The sequence below is a fragment of the Pseudomonas sp. FEN genome, from assembly GCF_904067045.1.
Taxonomy (GTDB): Bacteria; Pseudomonadota; Gammaproteobacteria; order Pseudomonadales; family Pseudomonadaceae; genus Aquipseudomonas.
The window spans coordinates 516749-528951 of the sequence record NZ_CAJFDC010000001.1 but is presented as its reverse complement, the minus strand read 5'-3'; the positions used below and the strand labels follow the sequence as shown (position 1 = coordinate 528951).

The 12203-nt window shown below is 63.7% G+C and carries 8 protein-coding genes; 1 reads left to right on the top strand and 7 read right to left on the bottom strand.

All coding sequences use genetic code 11. The annotated features are described in order from the left end of the window. Positions 1 to 1483 precede the first annotated feature (1483 nt). From PFEN_RS02540 to PFEN_RS02525, 4 genes are all read right to left on the bottom strand, one after another. A complete protein-coding gene (locus PFEN_RS02540) occupies positions 1484 to 1888 on the bottom strand; it encodes a SufE family protein (protein WP_191485459.1) in 405 nt (134 codons plus the stop codon). Further along, positions 1885 to 3090: an aminotransferase class V-fold PLP-dependent enzyme gene (locus PFEN_RS02535; protein WP_191485458.1), complete on the bottom strand. Its 1206-nt coding sequence runs from the start codon at positions 3088 to 3090 to the stop codon at positions 1885 to 1887. Before PFEN_RS02535 ends, PFEN_RS02540 begins: the two co-directional genes overlap by 4 nt. Positions 3091 to 3279: 189 nt before the next feature. Further along, on the bottom strand, positions 3280 to 4314 hold the full coding sequence (dapD, locus tag PFEN_RS02530) for a 2,3,4,5-tetrahydropyridine-2,6-dicarboxylate N-succinyltransferase (protein WP_191485457.1): 1035 nt from the start codon (positions 4312 to 4314) through the stop codon (positions 3280 to 3282). 45 nt (positions 4315 to 4359) lie between these two features. Further along, positions 4360 to 4668 (bottom strand): arsenate reductase, encoded by a 309-nt coding sequence (locus tag PFEN_RS02525; RefSeq protein WP_412071372.1) that lies wholly within the window; start codon positions 4666 to 4668, stop codon positions 4360 to 4362. A gap of 269 nt (positions 4669 to 4937) precedes the next feature. On the opposite strand from PFEN_RS02525, the gene PFEN_RS02520 reads away from it, so the two are divergent. Further along, positions 4938 to 6593 carry a Na+/H+ antiporter gene (locus PFEN_RS02520; protein ID WP_191485455.1) on the top strand — a complete coding sequence of 552 codons (1656 nt, stop codon included), beginning with the start codon at positions 4938 to 4940 and terminating at the stop codon, positions 6591 to 6593. A gap of 335 nt (positions 6594 to 6928) precedes the next feature. On the opposite strand, the gene dapC is transcribed toward PFEN_RS02520, so the two are convergent. From dapC to map, 3 genes are all read right to left on the bottom strand, one after another. After that, on the bottom strand, positions 6929 to 8128 hold the full coding sequence (dapC, locus tag PFEN_RS02515) for a succinyldiaminopimelate transaminase (protein ID WP_191485454.1): 1200 nt from the start codon (positions 8126 to 8128) through the stop codon (positions 6929 to 6931). Between the two features lie 171 nt (positions 8129 to 8299). Beyond that, positions 8300 to 11002: a [protein-PII] uridylyltransferase gene (locus PFEN_RS02510; protein ID WP_191485453.1), complete on the bottom strand. Its 2703-nt coding sequence runs from the start codon at positions 11000 to 11002 to the stop codon at positions 8300 to 8302. 56 nt (positions 11003 to 11058) lie between these two features. Next, positions 11059 to 11841 carry a type I methionyl aminopeptidase gene (gene map, locus PFEN_RS02505; RefSeq protein WP_191485452.1) on the bottom strand — a complete coding sequence of 261 codons (783 nt, stop codon included), beginning with the start codon at positions 11839 to 11841 and terminating at the stop codon, positions 11059 to 11061. Positions 11842 to 12203 lie beyond the last annotated feature (362 nt).

The window sequence follows — 12203 nt, the reverse complement described above, 5'->3', positions numbered from 1 at the left end:
AGCTGATATACGCATTCTAGCTGACACAGCGGAGCGGCTGATTTTAGGGCGGCTTCGCCCCCCAGCGCGGGCAAGCCCGCTCGCCACACTTGAGGGCTATTGCGTCAACTCACGCATTCGTTGTGTCACGGCATTCGGTACTGTAGGAGCAGGGCTTGTCGGGACGTCGCACCGCCGCGAAGGGGACCGCCCTTGTGGCGAGTGGGCTTGCCCACGTTGGGGGGCGAAGCCCCCGAAAAACCGATTGATGCGGTCTCCCGCAGTGGATCTATTGCATGAGCTGATATACGCATTCTAGCTGACACAGTGGAGCGGCTGGTTTTAGGGCGGCTTCGCCCCCCAGCGCGGGCAAGCCCGCTCGCCACACTTGAGGGCTATTGCGTCAACTCACGCATCCGCTGCGGCACGGCATCGGTACTGTAGGCGCAGGGCTTGTCGGGACGTCGCACCGCCGCGAAGGGGACCGCCCTTGTGGCGAGTGGGCTTGCCCACGTTGGGGGCGAAGCCCCCGAAAAACCGGTTGATGCGGTCTCCCGCGGTGGATCTATTGCATGAGCTGATATACGCATTCTAGCTGACACAGCGGAGCGGCTGGTTCTAGGGCGGCTTCGCCCCCCAGCGCGGGCAAGCCCGCTCGCCACACTTGAGAGCTATTGCGTCAACTCACGCATTCGTTGTGTCACGGCATTCGGTACTGTAGGCGCAGGGCTTGTCGGGACGTCGCACCGCTGCGAAGGGGACCGCCCTTGTGGCGAGTGGGCTTGCCCACGTTGGGGGGCGAAGCCCCCCAAAACCGGTTGATGCGGTCTCCCGCAGTGGATCTATTGCATGAGCTGATATACGCATTCTAGCTGACACAGCGGAGCGGCTGATTTTAGGGCGGCTTCGCCCCCCAGCGCGGGCAAGCCCGCTCGCCACACTTGAGGGCTATTGCGTCAACTCACGCATTCGTTGTGTCACGGCATTCGGTACTGTAGGAGCAGGGCTTGTCGGGACGTCGCACCACCGCGAAGGGGACCGCCCTTGTGGCGAGTGGGCTTGCCCACGTTGGGGGGCGAAGCCCCCCAAAAACCGGTTGATGCGGTCTCCCGCGGTGGATCTATTGCATGAGCCGATATACGCATTCTAGCTGACACAGCGGAGCGGCTGGTTCTAGGGCGGCTTCGCCCCCCAGCGCGGGCAAGCCCGCTCGCCACACTTGAGGGCTATTGCGTCAACTCACGCATTCGTTGTGTCACGGCATTCGGTACTGTAGGAGCAGGGCTTGTCGGGACGTCGCACCGCCGCGAAGGGGACCGCCCTTGTGGCGAGTGGGCTTGCCCACGTTGGGGGGCGAAGCCCCCGAAAAACCGGTTGATGCGGTCTCCCGCAGTGGATCTATTGCATGAGCCGATATACGCATTCTAGCTGACACAGCGGAGCGGCTGGTTCTAGGGCGGCTTCGCTCCCCAGCGCGGGCAAGCCCGCTCGCCACACTTGAGGGCTATTGCGTCAACTCACGCATTCGTTGCAACACGGCATTCAGCCCGTTGCTGCGCGATGGCGACAACTGCCGGGACAGGCCAAGCTGGGCGAACCAGTCCGGCAGGTCGACCTGCCGCAACTCGTCGGCGCTCAAGCCGTTGACCCGCACCAGCAATAGCGCCACCAGGCCGCGAATCAAGCGTGCATCGCTGCTCGCGGCAAACTGCCACTGACCATCTTGCAAGCGACCGGTCAACCACACCCGGCTTTCGCAGCCATGCACGCGGTTGGCCTCGGTCTTGTCGGCGTCGCCCAAGGGCGGCAAGCGCTCACCCCATTGCATCAGCAGCCGTGCCCGTTGTTCCCAGCCCGCCAGGTGCTGGAAGTTTTCCAGCACGAGCCGCGCCTCGGCGGGCAGGCTCATCGCAATAGCTCCAGGGCTTGATCCAGCGCCTCGAAAAACCGCTCCAGGTCGTCGGAGTCGTTGTACAGCCCCAGCGATACGCGGATCGCGCCCGCCAACCCGAGCTGTTTCATCAGTGGCATCGCACAGTGATGGCCGGCGCGCACGGCAATCCCCTGGTCGGTCAGCAGGTGAGCCAGATCGGCATTGTGCACGCCGTCGACGACGAAACTGGCCAGCGCCAACTGCGGTTCGCCCAGCAGGCGGACGCCATTGCGTACCTGCAAACCCTGCAACAGATGGGCGTGCAGCGCCGCTTCGTGGGCCGAGACGGCGGCCTGGTCGAGGCCGGCCAGGTAGTCGAGGGTCGCGCCGAGGCCGATGACGCCGGCAATGGGCGGCGTTCCGGCTTCGAAGCCCAATGGCGCGGGGCGGAAGTTGGCCTGCTGATAGTCCGCGTCCAGCACCATTTCACCGCCGAACTGCCAGTGGCGCAGTTGCTTCAGGGCTTCGTTGCGGCCATAGAGCACGCCCACGCCGTCGGGGCCGTAGAGCTTGTGGCTGGAAAAAACATAGAAATCGCAGCCCAGTGCCTGGACGTCGTGGCGACCGTGGACCACGCCCTGGGCGCCGTCGACCACGCTCAGCGCATTGAACGACCGCGCCAGCGCGAGCAAGGGTTCCAGCGGTTGCCAGGCCCCGAGCACGTTGGACAGCTGGCTGAGCGCCAACAAGCGAGTCCGCGGGCCGATCAACTGCTGGGCGGCGCCCAGGTCGATCAGGCCGCCGGCGTTGATTGGCAGCACCACCAGTCGCAGTCCCCGGCGTTGTGCCAGTTGCTGCCAGGGCAGCAGGTTGGCGTGATGCTCCAGGGCGCTGATGACAATCTCGTCGCCGGGCTGGAACAGGGCTTCCAGGCCATAGGCCAGGAGATTCAGCGCCGAGGTGGCGCCGTGACTGAAAACGATCTGTCCGCTGTTGCCCACGTTGAGCCACTGGCCGACCTTGCTCCGGCTGTCTTCGAAGGCCTGGGTGGCGTGGGCGCCGGGCAGGTGCTGGGCACGGTGCACGTTGGCCGCACCGTTGCTGTAATAGTGCGCCAGGGCAGCGATCAGCGCCTGGGGCTTCTGGGTCGTGGCGGCGCTGTCCAGATAGATCTGGTCTTGCCGTTGCAGGGCGGCGATGGCCGGGAAATCGGCGCGCCAGGGAGACGGTATCAACATGGTGTTCGGCCCTGGTGGTGGGAACACTTGCCGGCGAGATTCGTGGTCGCTTTGAGGGCCTCTTCGCGGGCAAGCTCCGTTCCCACGGTACGGCGTCGCGCGCAGGTGCCGAGCACGCGATGAACCTGTGGGAACGGAGCTTGCCCGCGAAGGCGGCCTTGCGGGCGCCATCGCCGGCAGCAATCCTGCTCAGTTATGCGCGTGCAGGGCTTCGTTCAGCGCGATGGCCGATTTGTGGCTCTTGCACTCCACCGCGCCGGTTTCCGAGTTACGCCGGAACAGCAGGTCCGGCAGGCCGGCCAGGTCGCGGGCCTTGAGCACCTTGACCAGCTGGTTGTTCTCGTCGAGCAGCGCGACCTTGGTCCCGGCGGTCACGTACAGGCCCGACTCCACGGTGTTGCGGTCACCCAGCGGAATGCCGATACCGGCGTTGGCGCCGATCAGGCAGCCTTCGCCGACCTTGATGACGATGTTGCCGCCACCGGACAGGGTGCCCATGGTCGAGCAGCCGCCGCCCAAGTCGGAACCCTTGCCGACGAAGACGCCCGCCGACACGCGGCCCTCGATCATGCCCGGGCCTTCGGTGCCGGCGTTGAAGTTGACGAAACCTTCGTGCATCACGGTGGTGCCTTCGCCGATATAGGCGCCCAGGCGAATCCGCGCGCTGTCAGCGATGCGCACGCCGCTCGGGACCACGTAGTCGGTCATTTTCGGGAACTTGTCCACCGAGAATACTTCCAGCAGCTCGCCGCGCAGGCGGGCTTCCAGTTGATGCGCGGCCAGCTCCGACAGGTCGATCGCGCCCAGGCTGGTCCAGGCCACGTTCGGCAGCAGCGGGAACACGCCCGCCAGGCTCAGGCCGTGAGGCTTGACCAAACGATGGGAGAGCAGGTGCAGCTTGAGGTAGGCCTCGGGGGTCGAAGTCAGCTGGACGTCTTCGGCCAGCACGGTGGCGACCAGCGGCTTGTGGCTTTCGGCCAGGCGGGTCAGCAGGGCGGCCTGGGCGGCGTCGACGCTTTTCAGGGCCTCGGCCAGTTGCGAGGCTTGGGCGGTGCTGAAGGTGATCGCCTGGTTGCCGCCGCTGTAGCCGAGGATCGGCGCGATCGCGGCGATCAGTTCGGCTGCTGGCTGAATCAGGGGTTGGGCGTAGAAAACTTCCAGCCAGGCACCTTGACGGTTCTGGGTGCCAACGCCGAAGCCCAGGCTGAACAGAGTAGTGGACATGCTGTTACCTCTTGCAAAATGAGTGGGGGCCTTGAGCGCTCTGGCTCAGTTGAGGGCCGCCGCATAGCTATCTGGCTTGAAGCCAATCAGGGTTCGGTCACCGAGATCAAGCACCGGGCGCTTGATCATCGAGGGTTGTGCCAGCATCAGTTCAATCGCTTTCGCCTGGTCGAGATCGGCTTTACGTTCGTCGTCGAGTTTGCGAAAGGTGGTTCCGGCGCGGTTCAGCAGTACTTCCCAGCCGTGCTCGTTGCACCACTGGGTCAGGTGTTCGCGGTCGATGCCGGTGGTCTTGTAGTCATGGAACTCGTAGGGCACGGCCTGCTCGTCGAGCCAGGTGCGGGCCTTTTTCATGGTGTCGCAGGCCTTGATTCCGAAAAGGTGCAACGTTTTGCTCGAAGCGGTCACAGCAATTGCCTCCCCTTTGGAGATGCGAAGGATGAAAGGTGAAAGATTATGCCATGAGCGGGCCGCTTAGGCGCCTTAGTCGTGCGTGGTTACATCTTCCCCTGGCGGCTGCGACTTTCGTGCAGCGCCCGGACGGCAGCTTAAGCGGCTAATATGGCACTTCGACGGCAAGCGTTTGCCAGGGATGTGTTGTTGAACGATTGGGAATGCCTTTTATGCAGACTGCCTACACCGTCCTGATTCTGCTGATGTTGGTCGGCGTCTCGCGTTTGCTCTGGCGGGTGCTCCCGCTGCCCCTGCCCCTGGTGCAGATCGCCGCGGGCGCCTTGTTGGCCTGGCCGACCCTGGGCCTGCATGTGGCGCTGGATCCGGAATTGTTTCTGTTTCTGTTTCTCCCACCCTTGTTGTTTTCCGATGGCTGGCGCATGCCCAAGCGCGAGCTGTGGCGCTTGCGTGGACCGATCCTGACCCTGGCCGTGGGGCTGGTGTTGTTCACGGTGGTCGGTGCCGGCTATTTCATTAACTGGTTGTTGCCGGCCATCCCCTTGCCGGTGGCGTTCGCCTTGGCGGCCGTGTTGTCGCCGACCGATGCCGTGGCGGTTTCCGCCATCGCCCAGAACCGTTTGCCGACGCCGTTGATGCACATGCTCCAGGGCGAGGCGCTGATGAACGATGCGTCGGGTCTGGTGACCTTCAAGTTCGCCCTGGTGGCGGCCGTGACCGGGGTATTTTCCCTGGCCAGTGCGAGTGTGGCTTTTGTCCTGGTGGCCGTCGGCGGTTTGGCCATCGGTGTGGGACTGAGCTGGCTGGTGGGCCGGCTTCGGGTGTGGATGATCGCTCGCGGTTGGGACGACCCGGCGACCCACGTGGTGTTTATGTTGCTGTTGCCATTCGCTGCTTATGTGTTGGCCGAACGCCTTGGTGTGTCGGGGATTCTTTCCGCGGTGGCGGCGGGGATGATGCAGAGCTGGCTCGACCTGTTGCCGCGTCAGACCAGTACCCGACTGCTCAACCGTAGTGTCTGGTCGTTGCTGGAGTTTGCCTTCAACGGGCTGATTTTCCTGTTGTTGGGCTTGCAGTTACCGGACATCGTCAAGGCGGTCGCCAGTCATCAGCCCTCGTTATGGCCGACCCTGCTGTACCGCTGCCTGGAGGTGCTGGCGATTTTTCTGGCGTTGCTGGCATTGCGTTTTATCTGGGTGCACAGCATTTGGCGCTTGGCGGAGCTGCTGCGGGACTGGCGGGGTAAAAGCCAGTTGTCGGGGATGGCCAAGGGGCGCTCCTGCTGGTTGCTGACGGTAGGCGGCGTGCGCGGGGCGGTGACGCTGGCGGGTGTGATGTCGGTGCCGCTGCTGATTGCGCCCGGGGTGGATTTTCCCGAGCGAGACGTGCTGATTTTCATCGCTGCTGGGGTAATCCTGCTGTCTTTGGCGACGGCCAGCATTGCCCTGCCGCTGCTGTTGCGCGACCTTCCAAAGAGTGAGGATGACCAGCACCGCGGCGAAGTGCGCGAAGCCTGGAAGAAGACCGCCGAGGCGGCGATCCGTGTGCTGGAGGTCGAGGAACTGGGCGCCCCGCAAGACACGGCCACGGCCCTGGATGCGAGCCAGGCTGCGTTGGCGACCGAGTTGAAGGCGCAGTTGATGGCCGAATACCGGCATCAGTTGGATGTGTTCAACGACTCCGCCGAGGCCCAGGCGCAGGCGTTGCAGATGGATCTGCTGGAGCGCCGCCTGCGTTTGAAGGCGCTGCGCGCGCAGCGCCTGGAGTTGTACCGGCTCAGTCGCCAGCACCAGATCGGCGACGATGTGTTGCGCGAGGTGCTGGCGGAGCTGGACCTGAGCGAGGCGAACCTCGGCTCGGTGAAATAGCCTGCGGCGAGTGGTATTCACAGGCTGTTCAGTTAGTCACACTACCTTGAGCCTTGAGCCTTGAGCCTTGAGCCTTGAGCCTTGAGCCTTGAGCCTTGAGCCTTGAGCCTTGTGCCTTGTGCCTTGTGCCTTGTGCCTTGTGCCTTGTGCTTTGAGGCTTGTGCTTTGTGGCGAGCGGGCTTGCCCGCGTTCGGCTGCGAAGCAGTCGTAAAATCGGTTATCTCGGTCTACCTGCCAGACTGAGTTCATCGGTTTTAGGGTCGCTTCGCGCCCCAGCACGGGCAAGCCCGCTTGCCACAGGATTGCGTTCGGCTTGAGGGCGCCCCTGGCCGTAACTACTTACGGCGCAGGATGAACGCGCGAATCCGTTCCGCCGCCTCGACACACTCGGCCAATGGCGCGACCAGCGCCATGCGCACGCGCCCAGCCCCCGGGTTGACGCCGTCGACTTCGCGGGACAGGTAGGAACCCGGCACCACCGTCACATGTTCCTCGGCGAACAGGTCACGGCAGAACGCCGCGTCATCGCCCTGCACATTCGGCCACAGGTAGAAGCTGCCATCCGGTCGTTGCACATCCAGCACTGGCGCCAGGATCTCCAGCACCGCATCGAACTTTTCCCGGTACAGCGCGCGGTTGGCCCGCACATGCACTTCGTCGTTCCAGGCCGCCACGCTGGCCAGTTGGGTCTGCACCGGCATCGCGCAGCCGTGGTAGGTGCGATACAGCAGGAAAGCCTTGAGAATATCCGCGTCGCCAGCGACGAAGCCGGAACGCAGTCCTGGCAGGTTGGAACGCTTGGACAGGCTGTGGAACACCACGCAGCGCTTGAAGTCCTTGCGCCCGAGAGCCACACAGGCGCTGAGCAGGCCCGGCGGTGGGGTCTGTTCGTCGAAATACAGCTCGCTGTAGCACTCGTCGGCGGCGATCACGAAGTCATGTTCGTCGGCCAGGGCGATCAACTTCTTCAGGGTTTCCAGCGGGATCAGCGCCCCGGTCGGATTGCCCGGCGAGCACAGGAACAGGATCTGGCAGCGCTGCCAGATCTCGGCCGGCACGGCATCGAAGTCCGGGTTGAAGCCGTTCTCGTCCAGGCACGGCAGGTAGTGCGGCTTGGCCCCGGCGAGGAAGGCGGCACCTTCGTAGATTTGGTAGAACGGATTGGGACTGACCACCAGCGCGTCGTCGCCACGGTTGACCACGGTCTGGGTGAAGGCGAACAGCGCCTCGCGGGTGCCATTGACCGGCAGGATATTGCGCGCCGGGTCGATCCAGCCGCTGGGCACGCCGAAACGCCGCTCGCACCAGGCACCGATGGCTTCCCGCAGGGCCGGTACGCCGAGGGTGGTCGGGTACACCGCCATCTGCTCCAGGTTGGCGCTCAGGGCTTCGGCGACGAACGCCGGCGAGCGGTGCTTCGGTTCACCGATGGACAGGGCGATCGGCCGCTTGTCCGCATTCGGCGTCACGCTGCCGAGCAGGGCGCGCAGTTTCTCGAACGGATAGGGCTGCAACTGGTTCAGGGCGTTGTTCATGGACAGTCTCGTTCAATTCGGTTGTAGGCATGCGGCCTGCCGGGCGCGGGTCGATCAAGTGTCGGAGCGGCCTGCCCGCGATGACGCTGTGTCAGTCGTCAGCAAGGTGTCTGGACTGACGCATCGCGAGCAATCGCGCGTCGACCGGCCGCTCCTACAGGGAAGCATTTATCAGATACTCAGGCGCATCGTTTCAATGGGCGGTTCGGCGTCGACGCTCAACTGTTCGACGATGGCGTCCTGCAATCGGCTGCACAGCTGCGGGTCGGACAGCGGTTGGCTGTCGGCGTCGGTAATGAAGAACACGTCCTCCACCCGCTCGCCCAGGGTGGCGATCTTGGCGTTCTGCAGCGACAGGTCGAACTCCAGGAAGATCTTGCCAATCCGCGCCAGCAGCCCGGGGCGGTCCGGCGCGCTCAGTTCCAGCACCGTGACCGGCCGCTGGGCATCGTTGTGGATGGTCACCTGCGGCGCGAAGGCGAAGTGCTTGAGTTGGCGCGGTACCCGGCGCTGGATGATGGTCGGGTAGTTGTCCGGGTTGCGCAGGGCTTCGGTCAGGCCGTCGCGGATCTGCTTGACCCGCTTCGGATTGTCGCCGATGGAGCCACCGTCGTTGTCCAGCACGATGTAGGTGTCGAGGGTGAACTGACTGCTGGAGGTGATGACCCGGGCGTCGTGGATGTTCAGGTTGAGCTGGTCCATCGCGGCCACGGTCACGGCGAAGAAGTCATGCTGGTCCGGGGCGTAGATGAAGATCTGCGTGCCACCCTCGAACTCGCGCTGGGTGGTTTCCTTGATCAGCACCAGCGGGCCGCCATCGGCCGGCTGCTGCAGGATCGCGTCGCTGTGCCAGGCCACGTCGCCGGCGGTGTGGCGCAGGAAGTAGTCATCGCCCAGTTGCGACCAGAGCTGCTCGACATCGTCCGGGTCGGTGCCGGCGCGTACCAGGATATCCAGCGCGGCGCTTTGCGTCTGGCGAATCTGCTCCTCGCGGTCCACCGGGTTTTCCAGGCCGCGGCGCAGGGCACGCTTGGTCTCGGTGTAGAGCTGGCGCAACAGGCTGGCGCGCCAGGAGTTCCACAGGCTCGGGTTGGTCGCGTTGATGTCGGCGACGGTCAGTACGTACAGGTAGTCCAGGTGCACCTGGTCGCCGACGGTCTGCGCGAAGTCATGGATGACCTGTGGGTCGGAGAGGTCCTTGCGCTGGGCGGTGGTGGACATCACCAGGTGGTTCTGCACCAGCCAGACGATCAGGCGGCTGTCCCACTGCGGCAGTTGGTGGCGCGCGCAGAAGGCCGCGGCATCCACCGCACCGAGTTCCGAATGGTCGCCGTGACGGCCCTTGCCGATGTCGTGGTAGAGCCCGGCCATGTAGATCAGTTCGGGCTTGGGCAGCTTGGCCATGAGCTTGGCGGCCAGCGGGAATTTCTCCGAAACCTGGGTGTACTGCAGTTTGCGCAGGTGCTTGATCAGGTTCAGGGTGTGCGCGTCCACGGTGTAGATGTGGAACAGGTCGTGCTGCATCTGCCCGACGATATCGCCGAACTCCGGCAGGTAGCGCCCGAGGATGCCGTAGCGGTTCATCCGCCGCAGGTTGCGGTGGATACCGATCTTGCACTTGAACAGTTCGATGAACAGGCTGGTGTTACGGATATCGTTGCGGAAGTCGTCGTCGATCAGATGGCGGTATTCGCGCAGCAGGCGGATGGTGTCGGCACGCACGCCCTTGATTTCCGGCTGCTGGGCCATCAGCACGAAGATTTCCAGCATGGCGAACGGTGTGCGCCGGAAGACGTTGGGGTTGCTCGCCTCGATGTAACCATCGTGCAACTGGAAGCGCGAGTTCAACGGTTGTGGCGGCGCTTCGTCTTCCGGGGCGAGGATGATTTCCTCGAAATGCTGGATGATCAGGTCGCTGAGCTGGGCGATGCTCATGACCACCCGGTAGTACTGCTGCATGAAGTTTTCGATCGCCTGTTTCGCATCGTCGCCCTTGAAACCGAGGAGCCCGGCGATGCTGCGCTGGTGGTCGAACAGCAGGCGGTCTTCGGCGCGTCCGGCGAGCATGTGCAGGGCGTAGCGGACTTTCCAGAGGAACTCCTGGGACGAGGCCAGCAGGGCGTTTTCGCTTTCCACCAGAAAGCCTTCACCGGCCAGGGCCCGCAGGTTCAGGGTGCCGTACTGGCGCCGGGCGACCCAGAGGATCGTCTGGATATCCCGCAGACCGCCGGGCGAGCCCTTGACGTTGGGTTCCAGGTTGTATTCGGTGTCGTTGTACTTGTGGTGCCGGGCCTTCTGCTCGGCGTGCTTGGCCAGGAAGAAGTCCTTGCTCGGCCACATGTGCGCCGTGCTGGTGACCTCGAGCATGCGCAGGCGCAGGCGTTCGGGGCCGGCGACGGTGCGGCTTTCCATCAGGTTGGTAATGACCGTGAGGTCGGCCCGGGCCTCTTCGGCGCACTCGTCGACCGAACGCACGCTCTGGCCGACTTCCAGGCCGATGTCCCAGAGCAGGGTCAGGAAACGCTCGATGGAATCGCGAAAAATTTCGTGGTCGGCGTTGTCGAGCAGGATCAGCAGGTCGATGTCCGAGTAGGGGTGCAGTTCGCCGCGACCGTAGCCGCCGACCGCCACCAGGGCGATGTCGGCGTCTTCGCTCCAGCTGAACTGGTCCCAGGCCTGTTGCAGGATGTTATCGACGAACCAGGCGCGGTCTTCGATCAGCCGGCGGATATCGCGCCCGGCGCGAAAGCGCTCGTCGAGGACCTCGCGGGCCTGGCGGATGGCTTTCTTGAAGGCGGCGATGGGGCTGGCCTTCAGCGCCAGTTCCGCCTGGAACTGGCCGCGGTCGAAGAGTTCGGGATCCACCTGCGGCATCGATTGGCTTTCCTTGGGTCTATAGGCGTTCTGTATAAGGCAGCAGGTGCAATGGATCAGGCCGAGACGCGAGGGATGGTCTCATCGCCGCGCAGGGTGAAGATCTCATAGCCGGTATCGGTGACCAGCAGGGTATGTTCCCATTGGGCCGACAGCTTGCGGTCCTTGGTGATCGCGGTCCAGCCGTCACCCAGCACCTTGGTATCGGCCTTGCCCTGGTTGATCATCGGCTCGATGGTGAAGGTCATGCCGGCCTTGAGTTCCATGCCGGTACCGGCGCGACCGTAGTGCAGGATCTGCGGCTCCTCGTGGAACACCTTGCCGATGCCGTGGCCACAGAACTCACGCACCACCGAGAAACCGTTCTTTTCCGCGTGCTTCTGAATGATTTCGCCGATGTCGCCCAGGCGGCAGCCGGGCTTGACGATCTCGATGGCCTTGTACATGCATTCCTGGGTGATCTGCGACAGGCGCTCGGCCCACACCGGCACGCTGCCGACGTGGAACATCTTGCTGGTGTCGCCGTGGTAGCCGTCCTTGATGACGGTTACGTCGATGTTCAGGGTATCGCCATCCTTGAGCGGCTTGTCGCCCGGGATGCCATGGCAGACCACGTGGTTGACCGAGGTACAGATCGACTTCGGGAAACCCTTGTAGTTGAGTGGCGCGGGAATGGCCTGCTGCACGTTGACGATGTAGTCGTGGCAGATACGGTCGAGTTCCTCGGTGGTGACGCCGGGCTTGACGTACTCACCGATCATTTCCAGTACATCGGCAGCCAGGCGGCCAGCGACACGCATTTTTGCGATGTCCTCGGGGGTTTTGAGGGTGACGGTCATACAGGCTCTCTTTTACGCGCCGGGCGCGAATAAACACGGAGTGGGGCTGAAGCGGCGGGGGCGCGACGGCCGGCCGGGTGTTTCAGCACCCTTAAAAGCGCGATTCTACCAGACGGAAGGGGTAAACCATGAGCATCCGGCCATCGCTTCTCTCTATCAAGCTGGGGGCATTCTGGCCTGAATCCAAGACGCGCGCAAAAGCCCGGGGCGGGAAATGCGAATGCGGGTTTCGTTTTTGGCGTTGCTGTGGTATAAAATGCGCCGCTTTCCGGGGATAGCCCCGCGAAGCTTAAATCCACACACGTGTCGACACGATGACCTGGGTGCCTTCAGCTGATGCTGCTGGTTGGTCATTGGGATAC

Excerpts from the sequence above, each read along its gene's own strand:
- PFEN_RS02520 (WP_191485455.1), top strand. The coding sequence starts at position 4,938 with ATGCAGACTGCCTACACCGTCCTGATTCTGCTGATGTTGGTCGGCGTC.
- map (WP_191485452.1), bottom strand. The coding sequence starts at position 11,841 with ATGACCGTCACCCTCAAAACCCCCGAGGACATCGCAAAAATGCGTGTC.
- dapD (WP_191485457.1), bottom strand. The coding sequence starts at position 4,314 with ATGTCCACTACTCTGTTCAGCCTGGGCTTCGGCGTTGGCACCCAGAAC.
- dapC (WP_191485454.1), bottom strand. The coding sequence starts at position 8,128 with ATGAACAACGCCCTGAACCAGTTGCAGCCCTATCCGTTCGAGAAACTG.
- PFEN_RS02540 (WP_191485459.1), bottom strand. The coding sequence starts at position 1,888 with ATGAGCCTGCCCGCCGAGGCGCGGCTCGTGCTGGAAAACTTCCAGCAC.
- PFEN_RS02510 (WP_191485453.1), bottom strand. The coding sequence starts at position 11,002 with ATGCCGCAGGTGGATCCCGAACTCTTCGACCGCGGCCAGTTCCAGGCG.
- PFEN_RS02525 (WP_412071372.1), bottom strand. The coding sequence starts at position 4,668 with ATGAAAAAGGCCCGCACCTGGCTCGACGAGCAGGCCGTGCCCTACGAG.
- PFEN_RS02535 (WP_191485458.1), bottom strand. The coding sequence starts at position 3,090 with ATGTTGATACCGTCTCCCTGGCGCGCCGATTTCCCGGCCATCGCCGCC.